This window comes from Aquimarina pacifica (assembly GCF_000520955.1).
GTDB lineage: Bacteria > Bacteroidota > Bacteroidia > Flavobacteriales > Flavobacteriaceae > Aquimarina > Aquimarina pacifica.
The window spans coordinates 13,940-38,350 of the sequence record NZ_JACC01000003.1; the positions used below are offsets into that span (position 1 = coordinate 13,940).

24 protein-coding genes and 1 other RNA gene are annotated in these 24,411 nt (G+C 32.5%); 12 read left to right on the top strand and 13 right to left on the bottom strand.

The features are described from left to right. Nucleotides 1-2: 2 nt before the first annotated feature. Together DZ60_RS0102370 and DZ60_RS0102375 are read right to left on the bottom strand one after the other, a co-directional pair. Complete coding sequence (locus DZ60_RS0102370; protein WP_025740164.1) at nucleotides 3-680, bottom strand: ZIP family metal transporter; 678 nt, start codon at nucleotides 678-680, stop codon at nucleotides 3-5. Next, on the bottom strand, nucleotides 680-1,411 hold the full coding sequence (locus DZ60_RS0102375; RefSeq protein WP_025740165.1) for a class I SAM-dependent methyltransferase: 732 nt from the start codon (nucleotides 1,409-1,411) through the stop codon (nucleotides 680-682). Before DZ60_RS0102375 ends, DZ60_RS0102370 begins: the two co-directional genes overlap by 1 nt. A 105-nt stretch (nucleotides 1,412-1,516) precedes the next feature. On the opposite strand from DZ60_RS0102375, the gene DZ60_RS0102380 reads away from it, so the two are divergent. Further along, nucleotides 1,517-2,674 carry a THUMP domain-containing class I SAM-dependent RNA methyltransferase gene (locus DZ60_RS0102380; RefSeq protein ID WP_152537345.1) on the top strand — a complete coding sequence of 386 codons (1,158 nt, stop codon included), beginning with the start codon at nucleotides 1,517-1,519 and terminating at the stop codon, nucleotides 2,672-2,674. Nucleotides 2,675-2,695: 21 nt separating this feature from the next. On the opposite strand, the gene DZ60_RS0102385 is transcribed toward DZ60_RS0102380, so the two are convergent. The 4 genes from DZ60_RS0102385 to DZ60_RS0102400 all read right to left on the bottom strand — a co-directional run bounded on the left by DZ60_RS0102385 (nucleotide 2,696) and on the right by DZ60_RS0102400 (nucleotide 6,725). Then, nucleotides 2,696-3,448: a DUF6048 family protein gene (locus DZ60_RS0102385; RefSeq protein ID WP_025740169.1), complete on the bottom strand. Its 753-nt coding sequence runs from the start codon at nucleotides 3,446-3,448 to the stop codon at nucleotides 2,696-2,698. Next, nucleotides 3,423-3,953, bottom strand: a complete 531-nt coding sequence (locus DZ60_RS0102390) for a DUF6452 family protein (protein WP_025740171.1) — start codon at nucleotides 3,951-3,953, stop codon at nucleotides 3,423-3,425. Before DZ60_RS0102390 ends, DZ60_RS0102385 begins: the two co-directional genes overlap by 26 nt. A 63-nt stretch (nucleotides 3,954-4,016) precedes the next feature. After that, nucleotides 4,017-5,432: a 23S rRNA (uracil(1939)-C(5))-methyltransferase RlmD gene (gene rlmD, locus DZ60_RS0102395; RefSeq protein WP_025740172.1), complete on the bottom strand. Its 1,416-nt coding sequence runs from the start codon at nucleotides 5,430-5,432 to the stop codon at nucleotides 4,017-4,019. Nucleotides 5,433-5,561: 129 nt separating this feature from the next. Beyond that, nucleotides 5,562-6,725 (bottom strand): mechanosensitive ion channel, encoded by a 1,164-nt coding sequence (locus tag DZ60_RS0102400; protein WP_025740173.1) that lies wholly within the window; start codon nucleotides 6,723-6,725, stop codon nucleotides 5,562-5,564. A gap of 271 nt (nucleotides 6,726-6,996) precedes the next feature. On the opposite strand from DZ60_RS0102400, the gene DZ60_RS0102405 reads away from it, so the two are divergent. From DZ60_RS0102405 to rocD, 3 genes are all read left to right on the top strand, one after another. After that, nucleotides 6,997-7,548 (top strand): RNA polymerase sigma factor, encoded by a 552-nt coding sequence (locus DZ60_RS0102405; protein WP_025740174.1) that lies wholly within the window; start codon nucleotides 6,997-6,999, stop codon nucleotides 7,546-7,548. Beyond that, a complete protein-coding gene (locus DZ60_RS0102410) occupies nucleotides 7,538-7,927 on the top strand; it encodes a DUF6768 family protein (protein ID WP_025740176.1) in 390 nt (129 codons plus the stop codon). Before DZ60_RS0102405 ends, DZ60_RS0102410 begins: the two co-directional genes overlap by 11 nt. A gap of 237 nt (nucleotides 7,928-8,164) precedes the next feature. Beyond that, on the top strand, nucleotides 8,165-9,445 hold the full coding sequence (rocD, locus tag DZ60_RS0102415) for an ornithine--oxo-acid transaminase (protein WP_025740178.1): 1,281 nt from the start codon (nucleotides 8,165-8,167) through the stop codon (nucleotides 9,443-9,445). Between the two features lie 30 nt (nucleotides 9,446-9,475). Here the strand turns inward: rocD and DZ60_RS24615 are convergent, their stop codons facing one another. Then, a complete protein-coding gene (locus DZ60_RS24615; RefSeq protein WP_152537346.1) occupies nucleotides 9,476-9,841 on the bottom strand; it encodes a DUF2752 domain-containing protein in 366 nt (121 codons plus the stop codon). A gap of 25 nt (nucleotides 9,842-9,866) precedes the next feature. After that, nucleotides 9,867-10,148: a CD225/dispanin family protein gene (locus DZ60_RS0102420; protein ID WP_025740179.1), complete on the bottom strand. Its 282-nt coding sequence runs from the start codon at nucleotides 10,146-10,148 to the stop codon at nucleotides 9,867-9,869. A gap of 344 nt (nucleotides 10,149-10,492) precedes the next feature. Between DZ60_RS0102420 and DZ60_RS0102425 the strand changes: the two genes are divergently transcribed. Then, complete coding sequence (locus DZ60_RS0102425; RefSeq protein ID WP_025740180.1) at nucleotides 10,493-10,702, top strand: hypothetical protein; 210 nt, start codon at nucleotides 10,493-10,495, stop codon at nucleotides 10,700-10,702. Next, entirely contained in the window at nucleotides 10,699-11,259 is a 561-nt protein-coding gene (locus tag DZ60_RS0102430; protein WP_025740181.1) for a hypothetical protein, read from the top strand. Before DZ60_RS0102425 ends, DZ60_RS0102430 begins: the two co-directional genes overlap by 4 nt. A gap of 39 nt (nucleotides 11,260-11,298) precedes the next feature. Here DZ60_RS0102430 and DZ60_RS0102435 read toward each other — a convergent pair whose 3' ends face one another. Further along, on the bottom strand, nucleotides 11,299-12,330 hold the full coding sequence (locus DZ60_RS0102435) for a hypothetical protein (RefSeq protein WP_152537347.1): 1,032 nt from the start codon (nucleotides 12,328-12,330) through the stop codon (nucleotides 11,299-11,301). A 13-nt stretch (nucleotides 12,331-12,343) separates the two neighbouring features. Further along, on the bottom strand, nucleotides 12,344-13,246 hold the full coding sequence (locus DZ60_RS22300) for a hypothetical protein (RefSeq protein ID WP_025740184.1): 903 nt from the start codon (nucleotides 13,244-13,246) through the stop codon (nucleotides 12,344-12,346). Nucleotides 13,247-13,462: 216 nt separating this feature from the next. On the opposite strand from DZ60_RS22300, the gene DZ60_RS0102445 reads away from it, so the two are divergent. Continuing rightward, nucleotides 13,463-14,614: a cysteine desulfurase family protein gene (locus DZ60_RS0102445; RefSeq protein WP_025740186.1), complete on the top strand. Its 1,152-nt coding sequence runs from the start codon at nucleotides 13,463-13,465 to the stop codon at nucleotides 14,612-14,614. A gap of 25 nt (nucleotides 14,615-14,639) precedes the next feature. Here the strand turns inward: DZ60_RS0102445 and DZ60_RS0102450 are convergent, their stop codons facing one another. Continuing rightward, nucleotides 14,640-17,108, bottom strand: coding sequence for a TonB-dependent receptor (locus tag DZ60_RS0102450; RefSeq protein ID WP_025740189.1), 2,469 nt, complete (start codon nucleotides 17,106-17,108; stop codon nucleotides 14,640-14,642). A 13-nt stretch (nucleotides 17,109-17,121) separates the two neighbouring features. After that, a complete protein-coding gene (locus DZ60_RS0102455) occupies nucleotides 17,122-18,810 on the bottom strand; it encodes a M23 family metallopeptidase (protein ID WP_025740191.1) in 1,689 nt (562 codons plus the stop codon). A 542-nt stretch (nucleotides 18,811-19,352) separates the two neighbouring features. Here DZ60_RS0102455 and DZ60_RS0102460 point away from each other — a divergent pair. The 5 genes from DZ60_RS0102460 to DZ60_RS0102475 all read left to right on the top strand — a co-directional run bounded on the left by DZ60_RS0102460 (nucleotide 19,353) and on the right by DZ60_RS0102475 (nucleotide 23,744). Further along, a complete protein-coding gene (locus DZ60_RS0102460) occupies nucleotides 19,353-19,643 on the top strand; it encodes a hypothetical protein (RefSeq protein ID WP_025740193.1) in 291 nt (96 codons plus the stop codon). Between the two features lie 7 nt (nucleotides 19,644-19,650). Continuing rightward, entirely contained in the window at nucleotides 19,651-19,941 is a 291-nt protein-coding gene (locus DZ60_RS0102465; protein WP_025740195.1) for a cell division protein ZapA, read from the top strand. Nucleotides 19,942-19,993: 52 nt separating this feature from the next. Further along, nucleotides 19,994-20,106: non-coding RNA, 6S RNA (ssrS, locus tag DZ60_RS24620), on the top strand. A gap of 55 nt (nucleotides 20,107-20,161) precedes the next feature. Beyond that, complete coding sequence (gene rny, locus DZ60_RS0102470) at nucleotides 20,162-21,730, top strand: ribonuclease Y (RefSeq protein ID WP_025740197.1); 1,569 nt, start codon at nucleotides 20,162-20,164, stop codon at nucleotides 21,728-21,730. Nucleotides 21,731-21,866: 136 nt separating this feature from the next. After that, nucleotides 21,867-23,744, top strand: a complete 1,878-nt coding sequence (locus tag DZ60_RS0102475; RefSeq protein ID WP_025740198.1) for a M61 family metallopeptidase — start codon at nucleotides 21,867-21,869, stop codon at nucleotides 23,742-23,744. Between the two features lie 195 nt (nucleotides 23,745-23,939). Here the strand turns inward: DZ60_RS0102475 and DZ60_RS0102480 are convergent, their stop codons facing one another. Next, nucleotides 23,940-24,398: a GNAT family N-acetyltransferase gene (locus DZ60_RS0102480; protein ID WP_025740199.1), complete on the bottom strand. Its 459-nt coding sequence runs from the start codon at nucleotides 24,396-24,398 to the stop codon at nucleotides 23,940-23,942. Nucleotides 24,399-24,411 lie beyond the last annotated feature (13 nt).

Below are 24,411 nucleotides of genomic sequence, written 5' to 3' on the forward strand. Positions count from 1 at the left end.
TACTATATTAGATATGCAGCCGCAGTGGCTAGAAGAATAACCAAGAGTTTAGTGATGTTAAATTTATGGCCTTCATTGCTTTCAAAAAGTATTGTTGTAGATACATGCAAAAATATACCTATTACTAATGCTGTGATTTCACGATAATATTCTTGGGCAATTTCAAAATTTTCTGAAATAAAAGCTCCCAAAGGGGTCATTAAGGCAAAGGATACTAATAAAAATATAGTAGTGATTCTCTGGATTTGCGTATTAAGTAAAAAAGTAGTCAAAATCATTGCTACAGGTATTTTATGAATAATAATACCCATTAAAATTCCGTCTGTGTGATGTATAGGAAATCCTTCGAGAATGGCATGTAACCCTAAGCTTATGAATAATAATTTCGGAACCTGATATGTTTTTTTATCCAAATGAATGTGGCCATGTTCAGCTCCTTTAGAAAAATATTCTAGCACCTTTTGTAAAAGAATACCAATCATTATCCATACACCCGTTCGTTTTGCAAAAGGGTTATCCTCGAATACTTCGGGCAATAAATCAAATATTGTTATAGCGAGTAGGAATGCACCACTAAAAGCAAGAAGTAATTTTAAATTTTTTTGATTAGCCTCCTTAAAAATAAAAACTATTAAAGCACCAATAAAAACTGCAGCTATGGATAGTATGTAATTGTTCACTATTTAAAAATTAATATAAGTCTGGGTGAGTTTTTTACATTAAACTTTTTCAATTGATAATCTCCAAAAATATCCAGAAGATCAATATTTGCTTTAGAAAAATAATTCTGAAAATCGTTTAAAGTAATACTTTTAACACGTTCTGTGAAGAAAAAATCTTCATCGTTATCTCTGAATCTAATTTCTTTGATAATATACCCCTCTTTGTGATATCTTTTGATATTAAAAGTTATGTTGTCTACAATTTTGGTTTCTTCGGGAACTAAAGTATTGATAACATATTCTACATTCATAAAATCAATTACACCAACCCCTTTTTCATTAAGATCAGATTTAATTGCCTTAATGGTATTTAGATTATCTTCTTCGCTATCAAAGTATCCAAAACTGGTAAATAAATTGAAAACCGCTGAAAATTTTTCTGAATATGGTTTGCACATATCATGCACTTCAAATTTGAGAGTTTCATTCTCGAATTGCGAAGCATACTCAATACTATTTTTAGATAGGTCAACTCCTGTAACATTGTACCCTAATGTGTTGAGATAAATACTATGCCTACCCTTACCGCAAGCCAGATCCAAAATTTTTTCATCGGATTGAAGACTTAAATAATTGGTCAAGGTATCCATAAAGGCTTTTGCTTCAGTATGGTCTCTATCCTTGTATAAAACATGATAGTAGGGAGTGTCAAACCAAGAGGCGTACCACATTGTTGAATCTTTTAGCATAAGGCGCAAAATTAATGTATTTTTGTGGTTTAATACGAGAAGTTTACTAAAGTTTTGTTACTAATATGTAGTAATTAAGTATGCTTCAGGTCGAAAACATGAATAGTGAGTAATTCGTTTAAAATGGTAGCCAAAACCCTTTTTGGTTTTGAAGAGGTTCTGGCAAGAGAGCTTAGGAATTTAGGAGCAGAAAGAGTAGAGATAGGTAACCGTATGGTTAGTTTTTATGGTGATACAGGCTTTATGTATAAAGCAAATTTGTGCTTAAGAACTGCGATAAAAATTTTGAAACCTATTGCTTCGGGAAGGGTAAGAAATGAAAAGGATTTGTATACATTTATTCAGAGTATTCGTTGGCAAGAGTATTTGGCTATCGAGGATACATTTGCTATTCATGCTACTGTAAATTCTACAATTTTTACACATTCTCATTTTATTTCTTTAAAAACAAAGGATGCCATAGTGGATCAATTTAGAGAGAGAACAGGAGAACGACCAAGTATTGATTTAGATCACCCAGATTTATCGCTAGACGTTCATATTCAAGGTGATTTATGTACACTTTCTTTAGACAGTTCAGGTGGTTCCCTGCATCATAGAGGGTATCGTACGGCAACAAATATTGCTCCTATTAATGAGGTTCTTGCAGCTGGCTTATTACTGCTTTCTGGCTGGGATGGGCAATGTGATTTTTTAGATCCAATGTGTGGTAGCGGTACTATGGCAATAGAGGCGGCTATGATTGCTTGTAACATTCCTGCAAATTTGAATAGGAAAGAATTTGCATTTGAAAAATGGTTAGATTGGGATATGGATCTATTCGAAAAAATAGAAGAATCGTGTCTTAATAAGACAAGAGATTTTAGATATTCGATAGTAGGTATGGATAAAGAATATTCTGCTGTACGAAAAGCGAATGTTAATGTTGAGAATGCTAATTTAACAGACTTTATAAAAATAAAAGAAGGTGATTTTTTTGAAAGTGTAAAAGAAATAGAAGGACCGCTTCATATGGTATTTAATCCGCCTTATGATGAACGTTTAGAAATCAATATTTCTGAGTTTTATTCAAAAATAGGGGATACGCTAAAACGAAATTATTCTAATACAAATGCTTGGTTTATAACAGGTAATCTAGAAAGTCTTAAGTATGTAGGACTTAGACCATCACGAAAAATAAAAGTATTCAATGGTAAACTCGAAGGAAAGTTAGTTAAATATGAAATGTATGCAGGAAGTAAGAGGACCAAATTTCAAAAATAGCATAACATACCGCTAGTATCCCTACTGTTTCTTTTTCTTATATAAAGGGAAAAAGTAATTTATAGAATACCCATATCCAACACCAATACTACTATAATCATTGGTTCTTCCAAATCCCGGAATGTGAAGGTTCTCAAAATTCCCTGGAGTGTCTTCACTGACAAGGCTTCTGAGGGAGATATTCCCACTTAAGTAAACATTATGTAGGATTTCTGCTTTTAGTCCTATAACTAATCCAATCCAGCTAGCGGTTAAATCCTCATATCTTGAAGCCTCGGTTATTTGATTTGTATCAAAGTAATTAGATGTACTATAGATAGTATAGTCGTTAAGGGTTTGATCAAATATAGAAAACCCATATCGCAACCCAACAACAATCATATTTTGCATTCCATACCAATTGTCATAAAGATTATAATCGATCCCCACTCTGGCATAGTTTCCCATACTTCGAACATTGATGTTTTCTTCATCTCGAATTAAAGATTCGTTTCCCATTTCTGCAGCTATGTAAAACTTTTGGGATATTCTGTAGTCGCCAACAATTTCTATTCCCTCATAGTTATCGTCTGTATAGGTTCTTATCAATTTACTAATATCTGCACCAATTCTTAACCCATATTTTTCTCCTGGTGGTAAAGTATCTAAGGGGTTTTCCCTTTGTTCTTTTTCGTTGGGAACTACAGGTATACTATCGGTACTGATAGAGGTTGGTTCCTGGCCATAGAAATAGCCTGTAAATAAGATACTAATGAAAAATAAATATATGCGCATCGGTTTCGTCAGTTACGTCGTCTCTTTGTATTGTTATGTTTTGTATCCAGTTTGTATCTTCTGGATCATCTAGATTCTCAAGAATTGATACGGTCAATCCTCTAAAATTAACTTTAAATCCACAGGCACTACTTACATATTCTTCTACAGGTGTGTATTGAATACTTAGGAGGTCTGTATTAGGGATGTTTGTTGTATCATCTACTGTATCTGAGTCAATAGTTAAAAAATACTCAGTAATAGGACTATCTGTTCTAAGAGGTATTAGAATAGAATCAGTTACACTTTCTAATGGGTAAATATCATCCATTCCCGCACCTTGTACTTCTAGCTCAGAAGGTGCTTCTACCTCAATTCCTGTTTCAAAATCTATAAATTTTATGATCAAAAATGGAGTTGTTGCAGTACCATCTGCACAGATATCATCTCGTTCACAACTTGATATCAAGTAGATACCGAACAATAATAAAGGGACTAATAGTAAATATTTATACGTTTTTATCATCTGTTAGCTTAATTTTCTAATAATAAGAGGTAAAAAGTATACAACTTAAAATTACAAATCTCTTTATACTCCTCTCTTTTCAAGTAAAACCACATTTTCTACATGATACGTTTGTGGGAACATATCTACCGGTTGTACTTTGGTTACATGGTATGTCCCATCTAATAACGCCAAATCACGAGCTTGTGTTGCACTATTACAGCTCACATACACTATTTTTTGAGGGGATATATGTAATAATTGCTCAACAACATCTTTATGCATTCCGTCTCTTGGCGGGTCTGTTATAACTACTTCGGGTTGACCATGCAGCGCAATAAAATCTTTGGTAAATACTTTTTTCATATCTCCAACATAAAACTCTACATTGTCTATTTCATTTCTTTTTGCATTGTCTTTTGCATCTTCGATAGCCTCGGGAACGGCTTCTACGCCAATAACCTTTTTAGCCTTTTTGGCAACGAATTGGGCTATGGTTCCTGTACCTGTATATAGATCATAAACTAATTCTTTACCCGTTAGACCGGCAAAATCACGAGTAATCTTATACAGTTCATAGGCTTGTTTAGAGTTAGTTTGATAAAAAGATTTTGCATTAATTCTAAAGCGCAACCCTTCCATCTCTTCTTCAATATAATCTTTTCCTCTATAACAGATAACTTCTTGGTCATAGATGGTATCATTGCCCTTAGAGTTTATAGTATACTGCAAAGATGTTACTTCGGGGAATTCTGAAGCAATGTAATCTAGTAAAAGAGTTCTATTGTCAATGTCTTCATGAAAAAATTGCACTAATACCATAATTTCACCAGTAGATGAAATACGTAACATTAGAGTTCGCAAGAAACCTTCTTGCTTGCGCGCATTATAAAAAGTAAGATTATTTTGAGTAGCAAAGGCCTTAACTTTATTTCTTATGGCATTACTCGGATCCTCTTGTAAGTGACATGTATCTATATCAAGGATTTTATCCCACATTCCGGGGATATGAAAACCTAACGCATTTCTATTTTTAATTTCAGAATCACTTTGAATTTCATCAAGAGTAAGCCATCTACTATCACTAAAAGAGAATTCCATTTTGTTTCTGTAAAAAAATTCATCTACAGAACCTAATATGTTACTAACTTCTGGCAATTGAACTTTGCCCAGACGAGTAAGATTATTAACTATTTCCTGTTGTTTATAATTAAGCTGATGCTCATAGCCCATAAATTGCCATTTACATCCACCACAAGTACCAAAATGTTGACAAGCTGGATCAACACGTTTATCTGATTCTTTATGAAAAATAGTTGCAGAGCCTTCATAATAAGCCTTACGCTTCTTACTTACCTGTATATCAACAACGTCTCCTGGAACAGCATTGTTAATGAATATAACTTTTCCGTCCGGAGCTTTAGCAATACTTTTTCCTTTTGCTCCCGCGTCAATAACTTCGATGTTTTCGAAGATTTGTCTTCTTTTTTTTCTTGCCATAGCGCAAAAATAGAATAATTGAAAAGATTATTAGAATAAGGATTAAAATTTTATAATTTATTTCATTTTAAAAAGAAAAGACTGCCTTTTTAGGCAGTCTTTTTCCAGTTGTTCCCAAAATAGTATTACTTACTTCTTGTTAAACTTATCTAGTATTTTCTCCATTTGTTTACCAGCTGCTTCTCTACCTCCTAAACCAAAGGATAGGGCGATGGTGATGGCTACAGTTCCTAAGGTTAATCCAAATGCAAGATTTATAATTTCATTAGCGATTCCCATGGTACCTAAGCCTATAGCCAGAAAGATAGCTATAATAGCAACTCTCATGATAGAAGCTATAAATTTGTTTTCTTCTTTTTTAGAAAAGTTTTTGTACGCAACTGTCGCAATCCAATTTCCGATAGCCAAAATTATTAGACCAAATAAAATCTTTCCTGAATAGGTAATTATAGTATTTAATATTTCAGTTAACTGACCGAATTCTAATTTTTCGACGGCTGTAACGATTCCAAAAATTACAATAAAGAAATATACGATGTTACAGATGAGTTTTACAACATTAGTATCTCCAGTAATTGAGTTTAGATTAATTTTGGTAAAGAAGTTGTTTAAATTCATGCTATTAAGAAGGTCTTTGAGTAGTTCGCTGATAAAACGACCTCCTATAATAAAGATGATTAGAATAAGTGTTGCTACCATGACTTTTGGGATTGCTCCCAAGAATGTTTCTAGCATTGCAGTTGCAGGTTGCGAAATTGCCTCCATATTAAGAATGTTTAAGGCTGCAATTAATAAAGGAATGAAAATGAAAATGAAAACAATTTTCTTTAAAATAATAACGAGGTTAATATTCTCAGGAAGTTTTAGTTTAGGTACAAACTTCTGAATAGTGTCTCCAGATAATCCTACTAGTTCTGATACAATAGTTGCCAGCATATATCCAATATATCCTACCAATCCAGCACCTATAATATTAGGGATGAATCCTAAGAATCCGTTTAGCATATTTTTTATAGGATCCATTACATTTTTAATGCCTAATTTGTCTAGAACCAACATTAAGACAAAAATCATGATTAAGAAATAAACTAATTTTCCGATAAAATTAGAAAGTTTAATTTTTTCATTTTTTAATTTTTCATCGATCCCCGTTTTCCTAATTACTTTAGTAATAACTCTTTTAATTATATTAGCTAAGAACCATCCTATTATTAGTATTATTATTGCTAATACGATATTCGGAAGATATTCGCCATTAATAAAGTTTTTTACTAGATTGTTAAAGTGCTCCATATTTTTATGATGTTTTAGTGTTTGGTTAAATTAGTATTTCTGTATACGGATCTTATTTTTTGATATTCAAATACATGCCGTATTTTCGACGAAGTGTTATTACAACCGATAAAAATGATTTTTTAATTTTAAAAGAGTAGAGTAATTCTTTAATACGCTATTTTGATAGAAACAGGTTTCTTTTATCCAAAAAGAAAAAGTGTAAATTTTTTGTGTGAAAAATGAACCTCATTACTAGTTCGACGTCTTATTAGTATAGATGTATTTGTAAATGACTAAAAAAGTATTCGATTCACTATTAGTACTTCAATGCCAATCTGGAAATAAGAAATCCATGACACTTCTTGTAAAACGATGGCATATAAAATTGTGTAAACATGCTTATAGATATACAAAGGACCTAGAGGTGTCTAAAGATATTACTCAGGATAGTTGGTATACGATTTTCAAGAAGATAAGAAGTATTAAAAATCCTGATAGTTTCGGGAGTTGGGCCATGATGATTGTTACCAGAAAATCACTTGATTGGTTGAAGAAGTATAAAAAAGAACATGATTTTCTTGATGACTATTTAATTACGAGGCAATTAGATCTTGATGGTACTCAGCATAATAGTGATCCCATTATTAATCAACTAAGAATGGCAATTCATAAACTGCCAAAAAATCATGAAATAGTACTCAATCTTTTTTATTTGGATGACTTTACAATACAAGAAATAGGAGAAATACTTGATATTTCTACTGGAACTGTGAAATCAAGATTATTTAACGCAAGAGAAAAATTAAAAGAAATTTTAAAACAAACTAATTATGAAAAATGATATGAATAATGTAAAGGACATTGATCAACTTATAAAAGAATCATTGACAGAAGAAGAAGCTAAGTTTTATGACGAACTTGATGAGCAAAATCTTTTTGAAATGGTCGGAGGGCTTTTTAAAACAACGAATAGATGGGTGCTAATAGCAATGAATACTGTTCATGTTATTGCTTTTGTATTTTTTATTTATTGTTGTATTCAGTTTTTTAATACAGATAGTACTAATGAACTTATTCAATGGTTTGCAGCTGGATTTGTTTGTATGACCTTCTTGGTAATGATTAAACTTTTTACATGGATGCAAATGGATAAAAATGCATTGTTAAGAGAAATAAAGAGATTAGAGTTACAAATATCATCAATAGCTACAAAAGTGTAATGATTTGTTGTCAAATAAAACAAGTTTTTGAAGAAAAAGAGAATCATTGTTTTTTGCAGTAATGTCAGAGATTGTAGGGTTATCTTATGTTTATTTAAGTTTTTGTTCTTTATGTGGTTTTAAAATTAAAAAATCAATAAAGATTTAGTAATTTGCGATTAACTTCATAAAGGATGATTTCTCTCCAGAAGTATATCAAAGTAGGAATTGTAAAAGTTTTATTTTAATACGTGAATAATGGCATTACTAGAAAAAAAGTCATCACAACAATCAATTGAATTAGAAGATAAATATGGTGCTCATAACTATCACCCATTACCTGTGGTACTAAGTAGAGGAGAAGGTGTATATGTTTGGGATGTAGAAGGGGAGAAGTATTATGATTTTTTAAGTGCATACTCTGCAGTAAATCAAGGACATTGTCATCCTAAAATAGTGGGAGCAATGGTGAATCAGGCACAACAGTTAACACTTACTTCGCGCGCTTTTTATAATGATAAGTTAGGAGAATATGAGAAGTTTGCAACCGACTATTTTGGGTTTGATAAACTCTTGCCAATGAATACAGGTGCCGAAGCTGTAGAAACAGCTTTAAAATTATGTAGAAAATGGGCGTACGAAAAGAAGGGTATTCCAGAAAATGAAGCTCAGATTATTGTATGCGAAAATAATTTTCATGGTAGAACTACCACTATCATCTCTTTTTCTAATGATCCTGTAGCAAGAAAAAATTTTGGGCCCTATACAGCTGGATTTATTAAAATAGCCTATGATAACCTATCTGCTTTAGAACAAACACTACAACAAAACAAAAATGTTGCTGGTTTTTTAGTAGAACCGATACAAGGCGAGGCTGGTGTATATGTTCCCTCAGATGATTATTTGATTAAGGCCAAGGCATTGTGCGAAAAATATAATGTATTATTTCTGGCAGATGAAGTACAAACTGGGATTGCAAGAACTGGTAGACTATTGGCGACTTGTGGTAACTGCTCTTGTGCGGATAAGAGTTGTTCTCAAAATCCAGACGTAAAACCTGATGTTCTTATTTTAGGAAAAGCACTAAGCGGTGGCGCATATCCTGTTTCTGCAGTATTGGCCGATAACCATATAATGGATGTAATCAAACCGGGTAATCATGGTAGTACGTTTGGAGGTAATCCCGTTGCGGCGGCTGTTGCAGTAGCGGCCTTAGAAGTAGTGAGAGACGAAAAGTTGGCTGAAAATGCCTTTGAATTAGGAGAGTTGTTTAGATCAGAATTAAATCTTTACATTAAAGACTCTAAAATAGCAAAATTAGTTAGAGGTAAAGGGTTATTAAATGCTATTGTAATTAATGATTCTGAAGAAAGTGAAACTGCCTGGAATATTTGTGTTGCTTTAAAGAAAAATGGTCTTCTTGCAAAACCGACTCATGGTAATATTATTCGTTTTGCACCTCCTCTGGTTATGAACAAAGAACAGTTGCTAGATTGTGTTTCTATCATTATTAGAACCCTTAAAGAGTTTGAGGTATAAGGTTGAATAAGATCATAATTACAAGGTGTATTAAGGAGCAAGGATTGTAAAAGGGTGTACTTCAATATTTCTTAACACCCAGAATAAAACAATTATCACTCCGAAAATTACAGGAGTATATGGATGATATAAGTAGTTATAATAGTCTTTTTTCCTGATCCGGTTAATGATTCTCATACAAATATTATAGAGAAAAGTTAGTATACCCAGAATATAGAGGGCATTATAGTCTAATGTGGCAATAATATTTAAGTGAAGCAATTGATGCAATGCTCTTTGACTGCCGCAACCAGGACAATATAGACCTGTTACTGAATGAAAAGGACATGCAGGAAAAATACCAGTTGTACTGGGGTTATATACATAATATAGGGATAGTAGTATTATAACTACCATCCCTATTATTATATATTTATATTTTTTAGTAGCTACCACCACCACTCAACATTGCCATACCTCCCATTAGGAAGCCAAAAATAGCATATAATACAAAAACAACAACACCAGCAATCACGGTATATTTTAGCCATTTTTTTGCATCATCAGATGCTTTTTGTGCGGCTTCATAATTACCATTTTCATACTCCGAATTTACTTTTGTAGCATTTATAAGGGCTACAATACCAAGAGGTAAGCAACAAAAAAGTAATGCCAAAATTGATTCTACAAGATAATTTTTAGGTTTAGCTTGATTAGTTTCCATAAAATTTGAAATTTAGTTAAATGATTGTTTAGTACTCATTATTTTTAGTAATAGATTCGAAATCATTTTATTATGATTTCAAGGCTAAAAAAAGTCTCTATTCTCTACATAAGACACTTTTTGTTTTCCCTTGAGTCTCTAAAATTACTATTGTTTTTTCGAATTTTTAGTATATGTTATATGCGAAGTAGTAAATAAATACCTCACTTCAATTACCTAATTACCTTCTTTATTATATTTAGAAAACTCATCTCATCATTTTAGGTTTATTATACGCAATATACATAATTAACTTGTTAAACAATTATACGTTCAAAATTCTATAATTTAATATTTTTGCATTTATGAATAATACGTTTAAAAAAGGAGTACGACTATTTCTTATTATTTTGGGTGCAATTGCACTAATAAGTGAAATTTCATCAATCGAAAAGAATTATTATATCCAAAGCATTGGAGTTGTTTTATTAATGTTGGGGGTTTTTCTAGTAAATACCAAGGTAAAACCAAAGGAAGAACGTATTTCGAACAGTTTTGTTGAAGAAGAAGAATGAGTAAAATAAGTATAGGAGATACCGTAGAAGTATTAGATGATCCTATTTCTGGTAGAGTAGTCGCTATTACTGCAAGTGAGGTTACGATTGCTACAGAGGATGGTTTTGATATGACTTTTGATATCAGAGAAGTTGTAAAAGTAGCGCAAGGGGAGATGATTATTCCTTCTTATGAAGAGGTTGCTAAAAATTTGCAGGAGAAAGAAGTTTTTAAAAAGAAACCGAAAAGACCAGTTCAAAAACCAAAAGAGCGCAGTGCGCCGCCAATGGAAGTTGATTTGCATGTTAATAAACTTGTTAAATCTACAAAAGGAATGACCAATCATGATATGGTTATGCTGCAATTAGATACCGCGAAAAGGCAATTAGATTTTGCGATTAGCAAACGTATTCCCAAAGTGGTTTTTATACATGGTGTGGGGCAGGGAGTTCTCAAGGAAGAACTGAAATATCTTTTTGGAAGATATGATAATGTTCGGATATCTGAAGCGGATTATAAAAAATATGGATTAGGAGCTATGGAAATTTATATAATACAAAACCCCAAAATAATATAAATTATATTCAAAATATTTTTAATAATGCTTTACCTAATATTATTCGATAGTTATTTGTTCTGTATCTAATACTAATGATTCTATTACTACAGGAGTGCCCGTTCCTTCGATAATAAGATCTTTTACGGTATAGGTTCTTACAGAAGTTTGTGTGGTTTCTCCAGTTTCCTCATCCTCTTCAGTTTCTAGATCTGTATAGGAAATCTCTAGAATTCCGCTAGAAGCGGTAAGTTCTTTACTAATTGTCACAGAACTAGGAAGTGAACCATTACAAAAATAATCTTCAGTTTGTTCTGTCTCAAAAGAAGTGTCAAATTCTGTATAGGTTAGCAGGTTGTCTGCCTCATCAAAACTAATTGTAATTGGATCATCTTCGGATATGTCGTCTGCCAAGGGAAGAATATCAAATATGTTATTTGTAAAATTAATAGTAATTGCTCTGTCGAGATCACTATTAATCTTATAAAGCGTAAAAGTGTCTATCGGATCCTCGGTACAGCTTTGTATATCTCCTGTAAAGTCAATAGATATGTCTGCTTCTATGGTATCACTACCTAATAGTATATATTCTTTTCTGATTGCAATATCATCACCTTGTAACGTAGCATTTTCTACGGTCACCGTTCTAGTATATCTTTCTTGAGTATTTGATGTAGCTTCTAATGCCTCATAGCTAATATTTACCGTTCCCTCTGTGCTAATTAATTCATCAATAATAGAAATTCCGCTAGGAGGGACGCTATTACAAAAATAATCAGGTCCAGAAATTGCTGATTCATATTCTCTGAAAATTAACAGATTATCTGTAGAATTTAGCGTTACTGTAGTGGATTCATCTGTCGAAATATCATCTACATTTGGTGATATTTCGAAAGTGGTACTTGTAAAACTTACGGATAAAGATTTATTCCCAGTATCTTCAATTTTATAAAATACGTACGCTTGGTCTGTGAGGTTTGCACAGTTTTCTAGAGATGCCTCAAAATTTACTTCGGTTTCTATAATATCCCCTTCACTGCACCCAGAAAAAAAGAAAAATACAAGAGCATATAAATAAAATTTATTCATCATTCAAATTTGCTTGTTAATTAGGAGAGGTAACTTTAGAAACAGTCGTATCTATATACCCAAATGAAAAATCCTCATCTTCAAAATTTTCATTCTCATCTTCAAAAACTAAATTGCTTATAGTAATAATTGTTCTGTAAGTAGTCTGTATAGTATTGTCTAATATAGGAGGAACTTCAATAGGAGTTTCAGGGAACTCAGGATCCAAATAGAATAATTCTCCCGATTCTGTTTCGCGATCATCTCTGGGACTTCCGTTTTGATTGGTATCTTCATTTCTGGTAAGTACACCATCATTATCATCATCTTCTTCTAAATAATCAGGTATTCCATCACCATCTGTATCTCTTGGATCATCATTGTCTGCAATGTCATTTACTAATTCTACACTAGTAAGAATATTATCACCATCATCATCCTGATCTTTATAGTTGGGGATTCCATCTCCATCAGTATCATCGTCTTCAAGGTCTCCATTACCATTAACGTCTTCGTCTTCGGCATCGACACCATCATTATCATCCTCAGTAATTATAGAGGTCGAGATTTCTGCTGTACCCGATATAATCAGTAATTCTTCTAGTATAGTAATATCACTAGAGGGAAGAGTACCACAAAAATAATCACTAGTGATTTCTGAATTGAAACTGCGATAAATAAAATGTACATCGTCACCAATGTCTATATATATAGGAGTTGTGGTAACAGTTGTATCTGAAAAAGATTCGTTGACAAAATCAAAAGAAATAGCCTCTTGGGTATCGTCATTGATCTTAAAGAAAACATATTCATCTTTTAATGAACCTCGGCAAAGTTCTAAATCTACTTCGTCAAACTCAAAACTAGTCACTATGATATCTCCATCATCACAAGAAGATAGTAGGTGTAAGAAAAATAAGAAATACAAAAGCTTTTTCACGTATTTTGAAATTTATTGTTAGTGTAAAAAGGTATCCTTTTTGTAAAGACGATAAAAAATATAAAATGTTTTGATGACTATATATTTTACAACTAAATTCAGACAAAAGTAAAAGAATTGAAAGATTATAGCACACCGGATTAAAAATAATTTTATTTCAGTTAGTTTTGTAGCGACCAAATAAATTCATTTCATACAATTTAAGGCACTGTTTTTATGGAAAAGATGTATTTTGATAGCGCTGCGACTACAATAGTAAGGCCCGAGGTAATTGCCAAAATGGTTTCTGTATTAAAAGAAGATTATGGCAACCCGTCTTCTAGCCATAGCTACGGTCGTTCGGCAAAAAATCATATCGAACAAGCTCGAAAAAACATAGCAAAATATTTAGGTGTAAAAGCTTCTGAAATTATTTTTACCTCAGGAGGGACTGAAGCTGATAATTTGGTAATTAATAGCGCCGTTAGGGATTTGGGGGTTAAGCATATTATCACATCTAGGATTGAACATCATGGTGTATTACATACTGTACAAGAAATTGAAAGTCAAACAGGTATTGCTGTTAGTTATGTTTCTGTAAAAGAAAATGGAACTTTGGATTACCAACAATTTGAGTCATTATTGCGTTCTTCTAATGAAAAAACACTAGTGAGTTTGATGCATATTAATAACGAAATTGGTACTATTTTGGATATCGAACTGGTTGCTAGTTTGTGTGACCAATATGACGCTTTTTTTCACAGTGATATGGTACAGTCAATAGGTCACTATGCTGTTGATTTGAGCAAGATATCTATAGATTTTATAGCTGTTAGTGCTCATAAATTTCATGGCCCCAAAGGCATCGGTTTTACATACATCAAACAAAACTCTGGTTTGAAACCTTTGATATTTGGAGGAGAGCAGGAACGTGGGTACAGAGCAGGAACAGAAAGTGTTCATAATATTGTTGGGATGGATGAAGCACTAAGATTATCCTATGAGAAGCTAGATGAAGAAAGAGATTATATTTTGAGTCTTAAACAGTATTTTATAGAAAATCTTGAAAAGAATATAGAAAAGGTAAAGTTTAATGCTAATTGTACTGACTCGATAAATAGTACTTATACATTGTTGAATGTCTGTCTTCCGGTTTCTATTGATAAAGCGGGGATACTTTTATTTCACTTAGATATTAATGGCATTGCTTGTTCAAAAGGGAGTGCCTGTCAGAGTGGAAGCAGTAAAGGTTCGCATGTACTTGCCGAAATTTTATCTGATGAAGATCTACAAAAGCCTTCTATTAGGTTTTCTTTTTCAACATATAATACTTTTAAAGAAATTGATTATGTTATTAATGTCTTAAAAAAGTTTATTGAAGATAATTAAATAACCCTAATTTCATAGCAAAAACCTAAAACTTCATGTTTACTCTAACATTAAATACTCTTGGAGTTAGGTAGTTTGGAATTGAGAATTGTAGTTGTGTCGATGCATCTCTAACAAAAGTATTGGTAATGGCATTTAGGTTATCAAAAATATTATAGATTTCAAAACCTAGAGACAACTCTTTAAATGTATTTAGAAAATGGCCTTTTCTGAGTCTCTTATCTTTATCTACTAAGACATAAGAAATTCCGAGATCTGCTCTTCTGTAATCTCTAAGGCGTATTTGATAGTCATAGGGATCCGCGTAGCTCGGAGAGCCTCCTGGCACGCCAGTTTGATAAACCATGTTCAGATACATTTTTAGGCTAGGAATTGATGGTACATAGTCTTGAAAAAGAACACCTATTTTTAGTCGTTGATCCGTTGGCCTAAAAATGTAACCTCTATTGTCAATGTTTTCTTCTGTTTTTAAATACCCCAAACTTACCCAACTCTCTGTTCCGGGAACAAATTCTCCATTAAGCCGAACATCAAAACCTTGTGCATATGCTTTGGCATTATTTGTTGCACGGTATCGAATTCTAACATTCTCGATGGTATATGGGTTTACGTCTGTAAGTTTCTTATAGTATATTTCTGATGTTAATTTAAATGGTCGTTCCCATAGCTTAAAACTATAATCGTTTCCAAGAACAAGATGCATTGATTGTTGTGCTTTTACTGCGGGTCTTACTACACCTAATGAATCTCTAAGTTCTCTATAAAAAGGGGGTTGGTGATACCAACCTCCTGAGACTCTAAAAATCATATCTGTTTTCCAATCAGGTTTTATTGCGATTTGTGCCCTAGGGCTTACCGTAATTTGTGAGTCAGAGCTAGCTACCGTAGCTCCAGTTACATTCCAATGATGAGTTCTTACACCCATATTAGCCCATATTTCGTTGTCGTTTATATTGGTTCTAAGGCTATATTGCGCATATCCAGAAACACGATCAATCCTAGCTTTATTTGTAGCTCTTACTTCTGTAAAAGGAACAAGAGGGCTAGCATTAGGAATATAGGGCTGCTCATTTATAAAATCATTTATAGGTGGTCGTATTGAAAAACCAGCAGAATCAATTATTTCATATTCTTGTAATCGGTCTCTAATATCCTCTGAAGTATACTTAATCCCCCAATCGAATTGATGTGTATCCTTAGTATAAGTCCCCTTGTGCTCAATATTAAATATTAATGCGTCCAAATCATTTCTAGCATGCGTCAACTGCGCACCTACACCTTCGCTAAATTCAACTTCGCCAAGATCTTCACTACCAATATCTGTATTTACTGTTCCAAGGGCATATGCTGCAAGAATGTCATAGTATTCCTGTTCTTGTGTGTGATATCCTGATGCTATTAATTTAAGAGTGAGTCTGTCATTGGCTTTATAAGTACCTTTTAGAGCACCAAAAAAAGTTTTGTACCGATCTTTTTCTTGACCTTGGTAAAAAACAGTTAATGCTTGTACGGTTTGTAGGGTGCCAAAGTTGACTTGTTCTGTTAAGGGTTCATAGTCGTATGTATTAAGCGCTACATTTCCTAAAACTCCCAATTCGAATTTATTAGAAAAGTTATAAGATATATAGGTTTGGATATCTGCAAATCTTGGTGTGAAATTAGTTTCAGTATTTTTTGCATCTACAAGTAAACTATTATCTCTATAACGCACTCCAAGAATTGCAGAGAGTTTTTTACTTTTTGAAATTCCTTCAGCAGAAATACTTCCTCCAAGCAAACTTAGATCAGCTGTTGCACCTAATCCGGTTGGCCTTTTGTAAGTAATGTCTAATACAGAGGATAGTTTATCGCCGTATTTCGCCTGAAATCCTCCTGCAGAGAAATCTACATTGCGCACAAGGTCAGTATTCACAAAACTGAGTCCTTCTTGTTGTCCTGATCGAATTAAAAATGGTCGGTATACTTCAATTTCATTTACATAGACTAGGTTCTCATCATAGTTTCCACCGCGTACTGCATATTGTGTGCTTAATTCATTATTCGAGCTTACTCCAGGGAGGCTTTTAAGAAGGCCTTCTACACCTGCATTTGCGGATGGGGTAGTTCGTATAGTTTCTGGATCTAAGGTGGTTATTCCTTCTACAACTTTTCTTTCTCTACCCGATATGATCACCTCACTTATTTGTTCAATGTCTGATTTTAGAACAGGGTTTAGTTCATATTCTTGATTATCTTCAAGATTAACTGTGAACCTTAAGTTTTTTAAGCTTATATGCGAAATATTTATGGTAACATCTTGATTTGATGGTATACTAAGTGAATATACTCCATTCTTATCAGATTGTGTGCCTGAATTTTCGTAAGAAACATTTGCTCCTTGAATTGGGGTATTTTTTTCATCTAGAATAATACCCTTGAGTGTAGCATTTTGCGCTTTTAAAGAAATACTAATGAATAAAAAAGAAATCAGAAGAAATAAAAATGAATTTTTCAAAAAAGTGATGGTTTTAAAGTTTTCTATAAAATGTGGTTTCGAATGTTGCCCTATTTCCTACATTATCTAACACCACAAGTTTAAAATTATTTTCTGATTCGGTGGAAATTATGTCATTAAAATCATAAATTAACATTCCTGTTTTATAATCATATTCTAAAAGAATGAATTTTCCGTTAATTGTTCCACGATAACTTTTGATTCCTGATTGGCTATCATTGATCTTTATTTTTAGATGGGTTGCTGTAGAAATCCATTTTTTATTAGCTACATTAATGGGTACTATAATAGGTTTTTGATAATCAGTAAATAGGGAGTACGTTCCAAACGTTCGTGTTCTTGTGTAAAATCTATTACCTTTTTTTGAAGTATCCGAGAATGAATGTTTCTTTGAGTTATATATCCTTCCTATGTAAAGTTTTTTTCTATCTTCTTCTTTGTAATTAGATACATCAAAGGCTATTGTCATTTTTTTATGTAGTGGTGTTCTATTATTATGTATTTTGGCTGTTTCGCCTTGCACAGATAAGTTTAGGTATGTGTCATCGTATAAACTTCCTTTAGGAATAAATACATCTACTATACCTGAATTATAGGTGTAATTTTCTGTACTACGAGCATAATTTGTGGTTTTAACAATGTCCTTTTTTGTAATAGGAAGTATTGTTTTTCCTAGTATCGGAATATTAATAGTAGTGGTGTTGTTCTCATGATCTCTTACAGATATAGTATACTTATAAGAGAGACTATCTTCTATTGCAAGTACACCATTATTCACTTTGTTTTTATATATTGTAAGTGGATTGTTTTGTTCAATAAAAAGCTTACTAATTCTACTTCTATTTTTTTTGAAATATCCGTAATCAATTAGCCTATTAGCATAGCGTGTTTCTGCGAATGAAAAACGATTCATCTCTAATCGTAAATTTTCTTGTCCGTTGATGTACGTAGAAATTTCATAAATCCCATTATTGTTTTCTGCAAGATCTTGTTTGTCAATGGTAGAAACACCAAATCCAATTGTGCCCATTGCTGTTATTTTTTCTGATTTAAAACTACCATCGCTTTGGGGGGTAATTTTTAATTTAATAGGTTTTTGAGTACCATTAACATGGCCGTTTTCTCCTAAAGTATAAGCCCAGAGACTATTCACAATTGGTTTTCTAGTATCTTTTACTTCGATACCAAAATTTAGAGGATTCATAGGTCTGGCTTTTTGGTCTCTAATTTCGAAATGAAGATGTGGGCCAGAACTTCCTCCTGTATTTCCACTATAGGCTATTATATCTCCTTGGTTTACTGTAAGAGATCCAGAGGTGGGGAAGAGTTCGATTTCGTATGATTCTTTGGCATATTGTCTTTTTTTGACATATTCCTCGATTTCTGGAGCAAATTTTTTGAGATGGGCATAAACAGTTGTATATCCATTAGGGTGAGATACATATAATGCTTTTCCATATCCTCTATGAGAAATTTTGATTCTACTGATTCTTCCAGAAGCAGCGGCATATACCTTAAGACCTTCTTCACCATTTGTTTTCATGTCTAATCCAGAATGAAAATGGTTTGATCGTAACTCTCCAAATGTTCCCGAAATAACCATGGGCACATCTAAGGGATGAATAAAATAATCTGTTGCAAGATCTTTCTGCCCAAAACAAAAAGAAATACTAAAAAAAAATAACACTGAGATTTTATACATATAAAGAATGATGTATGGATGAATGTAAAAACGTTATAAAACTACTTATTTTTTTGTTTTGATGTGCCTTTTTGATTGAGAAGTTACATCTTTTTTTAATCGAAGTTGCCTATTTTAATTTCAGTCTACAATAAAAATATTTTTTTTACCTTATTATATCCAGAGTTTTAATAAAACTAATGAAGTATTGGTATGATAGTGTGAAAATTTCTTAACATTAGTTTTTTAAAAATTGCATATTAATGTTTTTACATAGTGCATATCAATTGAATTATGACGTGTGATCTCTTAAAAAACACACTGGGTAAAGACAATATTTATGAAACAAGTATCTATTAGGATTTACAAATTGATTGAGTATAGATAATTATGTAATGAAGAATCTTATCTTCTATACGTTAAGTATTTATGAGTAATGATTATCCTATAAGTTTTGTGTGTCAAATAAGTATATAAAACGATCTTGAAATTAGTTTAAAAACTATTGGGATTTTTCAATTGGTATGTTAACTTTGTGTAACTAAGTATCGCGAAAAAATATAATGAGTAATTTAATTGAAATTATTGATTCTCTTGAGAATAGGATAAGTAAGTTGCTTCATAAGTATGAACTATTGAAACAACAAAATACTACTCTAAAGAAGAAAATTGTTGAATTAGAGTCAGAATCAGAGCTTCAAATAGATCAATTAAAGCAATGGGAAGAGAAATTCAGTGCACTCAAAAATGCAAACGCGATGCTAGGCAGTGATGAATATAAAAGGGAAACCAAGCTCAAAATAAATGCTTTAATAAGAGAGATTGACATGTGTATAGCACAACTTTCTGAGTAAGTAAAATATGGCAGAAAAGCTTAAAATTAAGTTATCAATTGCAGATAGGGTTTATCCCCTAACAATAAATCCTGATCAAGAAGAAGGCTTGAGAAAGGCTGCAAAAAAGATAGAAGGAATGATTAAGCAATTTGAGCAAAGTTATGCGGTTAGAGATAAGCAAGATGTATTGGCCATGTGCGCATTACAGTTTGCTGCAAAAGTAGAACAAAAAGTTATAGATAAAGATGACGATATGATTCGCGTAGCGGATAGATTAAATGAATTAAATGATCTATTGCATAATCATTTGTCATAACGTTCTTAAGAATAAATAAGGTTACTGCCTGCATTAGTTGTTATTTTGATAAACTCAACAAGAATTTTTTAAAAAGGGTGAGTTTAAGTTGTAAAAGCGCGCCGTTCCTTTTGGACGCGGATTCTTGAGCAGCTTGTTAGCCCTAAACCTGTTTTTACAGAGTTTATACAAAACCTTTACTAGTGTGGGCTTTTTTTATATATAAATACTAACACAAATTATGGATAATAATATTATGTTTTTGATTGTTGCAGGAGTGATAGGTTTGATTATTGGCTTTATTGTCGCCAAAATCCTAGAACGAAATAAGGCATCAGAAATAATAAAAAATGCAAAGAAAACTTCTAACAGTATCCTAAGGGATGCGAAAAGTGAAGGAGAGACGATTAAGAAGGATAAAATATTACAAGCAAAAGAAAAATTTATTGAATTAAAATCTGAGCATGAAAAAGTAATATTGTCGCGTGATAAAAAAATTGCCGAAGCAGAGAAAAGAACTAGGGATAAAGAATCTCAAGTATCTAGCGAATTATCAAAAAGTAAAAAATTATCTGCAGAGTTAGAATCAAAAATAAAGGATAATATTCAACGAAAAGAATATTTAGATAACAAACAATCTGAGTTAAAAAAGCTTCATAAAAGCCAAGTACAACAGTTAGAGGTGATATCAGGGTTGTCTGCAGAGGATGCAAAAGCTCAATTAGTAGAGTCCCTTAAAGAACAGGCAAAAAATGATGCAATGGGACTAATTCAGAGCACAATAGAAGAAGCCAAACTAACAGCTCAACAAGAAGCTAAAAAGGTTGTAATTAATACCATTCAAAGAATAGGTACAGAGGAAGCAATAGAAAATTGTGTTTCAGTTTTTAATATCGAAAGTGATGATGTTAAAGGAAGAATAATAGGTCGTGAAGGTAGAAACATTAGAGCGATAGAAGCTGCTACGGGAGTCGAGATTATTGTAGATGATACTCCTGAAGCAATTATTTTGTCATGTTTTGATTCTGTAAGAAGAGAAGTTGCACGTTTGTCGTTACATAAATTAGTCACTGATGGAAGAATTCATCCTGCACGTATAGAAGAAGTTGTTCGAAAAACAAGAAAACAAATAGATGAAGAAATTATAGAAGTAGGTAAACGTACTGTAATTGATTTGGGAATACACGGATTGCATCCAGAACTTATTAAAACTGTAGGGCGTATGAAATATAGGTCATCATATGGCCAAAACCTCCTGCAGCATTCTAGAGAAGTAGCAAAATTATGTGGTGTTATGGCTGCAGAATTAGGGTTAAATACAAAACTTGCTAAAAGAGCTGGATTACTTCATGATATAGGAAAGGTTCCCGATACAGAAACAGAAGTACCACATGCTATTTTAGGGATGCAATGGGCAGAAAAATACGGAGAAAAGCCTGATGTTTGTAATGCGATAGGAGCGCATCACGATGAAGTAGAAATGAATTCGTTGATATCACCGATTGTTCAGGTATGTGATGCAATTAGTGGAGCAAGACCGGGAGCAAGACGCCAGGTATTGGATTCTTATATCCAGCGATTAAAAGATTTAGAAGATATAGCATTTAGATTTGAAGGTGTTAAAAAAGCATATGCAATTCAGGCAGGTCGAGAATTACGAGTTATTGTTGAAAGTGAAAAAGTCAATGATGAAAAAGCCGCAAGTCTTTCTTTTGAGATTTCTCAAAAAGTACAGACGGATATGACATATCCTGGTCAGGTAAAAGTTACTGTGATCCGAGAAACAAGAGCTGTTAATATAGCAAAGTAATTAATGATGTATTAATTAAAAAAGCTCAATTGTAAACCTGTTTTTGCAATTGAGCTTTTTTTAATTTATGTTTCTAAATATGAAACATTTAATTTTTTTTTACGTCTAAAGAATAGTAAATAGTTAATTATATAGAATGAAAAAGATATTGACCAAGATTTCTATTGGTATGGTATTAGTCGGATGCGGGACCAAGACTCCTGTAAATGATTTAGCAATAAATACTCCTATTGTAGCAACCGTAGATTTAATTCAAACAAAAGAAGATAAAGTTCCTGTAGAAATAAATCCGGGACGCTTTTCAAAGGATACTATCAATTATTATCTTCCTAAAGTTGTTCAGGGAACCTATGCGGTAAGTAATTTCGGGAATTTTATTGATAATTTTAAGGCTATTGATTATGAGGGGAATGAGCTTAGTTTTAGTAAAAAAAGCACTAATGTTTGGCAAATTGCTAATGCGCAGAAGTTAGATAAAATACAATACGAAGTAAATGATACTTATGATATTGAAAATACAGAAGTGAGTACTCCATTTTCTCCGTCAGGCACCAATATAGAGCCAGAAAACTATGTGCTTAACTTACATGGTTTTGTTGGGTATTTTGATGTTTTAAAAAACAATCAATATGCACTAGAGGTAAGTGCCCCCGCCAAAATGAAAAGCACTTCTGCATTGCAAAAAATAGATGCTGAGCTGAGTAAAGATGGTTTAATAACTACTGATAAATATTTTGCTTCCAGGTATTTTGAAATAACAGATAACCCAATGATGTATGGTGATCTTGATGTTGAAGAATTTATGGTTGGAGATATAAAAATTGTACTCAGTGTTTATTCTCCGAATAAAGTGCATACCGCAAAAAAAATTAAAGAGACTGTATATAAAATGATGAAAGGTCAAAAAACGTACCTTGGTGACATTAATAGCACACCCAGATATGACATATATTTGTATCTATCATCTGGAGATATGGACGCTCCTTCTGGATATGGTGCGTTAGAGCATCATACATCTACTGTAGTTGTATTGCCAGAACAAATGCCTGATGAGGCATTAGCATCATCTATGATTGATGTAGTATCTCATGAGTTTTTTCATATTGTAACACCTTTAAGTGTTCATTCTGAAGATGTTCATTATTTCGATTATAATACCCCTACTTTTTCAAAACATTTATGGATGTACGAAGGAGTAACCGAATATTTTGCAACTTTGTTTCAAGTTAATCAAGGGTTAGTAGAAGAACAAGAGTTTTATGATAAGATAATGAGTAAAATTCAAAGTTCTAAAGGGTTTGATGATACTATGAGCTTTACAGTAATGAGTGAAAATATTCTAGAGCAACCTTATGCGTCTAATTATGTAAATGTTTATGAAAAAGGAGCGCTAATCGGTATGTGTATTGATATTTTGATGCGCAAGGAAAGTAAGGGTAATAGAGGAATTCTATCACTGATGAAAGAATTATCGATGAAGTATGGTAAGAATAAACCTTTTGACGATGATAAAATAATAGCAGAAATAACTGAAATGACATATCCTTCTGTAGGTGAATTTTTAAAGACACATGTAGAGGGTAAGACACCGATAGATTACGAAACATTTTTTAAAACGGTAGATCTTATAATGCAGTCAGAAAAAATAGAAACGAATTATGTTCAGAATTCTGGAGCATTAATATTTGCGGGAAATCAAGAAAAAGGAACATTGTTTTTTACGGATCTGGTTTCCGAAAACAGTTTTTGGGCAGAAAATGGGGCAAAACCTAATGATGACATTTTAGAGATTAATGGAACTGCATTAACTCTTCAAAATGCGAATACAGTGCTCAGCGGAACTTTTCAGTGGCAAGAGGGTGATGATGTCGAGATAAAACTTAATCGTAAAGGAGAAGAGGTGCTTATTAAAACAAAAGTTACTAAATCATTTACCAATGGGAAAAGGCTTATGGTAAATAAAGAAGGATCAAAAGAACAAGCATCTCTGAGAGAAGCTTGGCTTAGAGGTTAAGTACACAAAGAATTATCTACAAAAAAAAGAGACTCTTATTAAGAGTCTCTTTTTTTACACAGTCATTTTATATGAGAACTGGAGTGAGATAGCTGTCAGTTTTACATTAGTTTTGACCAGTAATAGGTTTTCTAGTATATAAAGAGATTTCAATATATCCGCGTTGCGTTTTATAACAAGTCATTTGTCTACCCATCAATTTTTATTGTGTTTTGAAAGAAAAACAAGCTCTAAGTCATCATTGATAAGTTTTCTTTTATACTCTGTATAGCCTATTTTTTTATACAATGCTATATTTTTAATGCTTTTATGTCCTGTAAACAATGAGAAATAGGTTGCTTGTTTAAAATAGTTTTCTATTGCAAAAATTAATTGTTTTCCCAAGCCACGATTTTGAAAATTTTCGTGAACAATAAGCTTTTCAATAGAACAGGTTTCTTTTTGCAAAATAGCTCTTACAGAGCCTATAATAAAGCCATTAGATTGTATTTTTAGAAACACGTATTTATTGTAATCGTTAATAATAGATTCTAATGTTTGGGTTAATGGAGCAATATCAAAGTTTTGATATATTCTAGCTTCGCTTACATAGCATTTTTTCTGTAATTCTAATATTTCTGGAAGATCTTCAATTTGTGCTTTTTCAATTACCATTTGTTTATTCTAT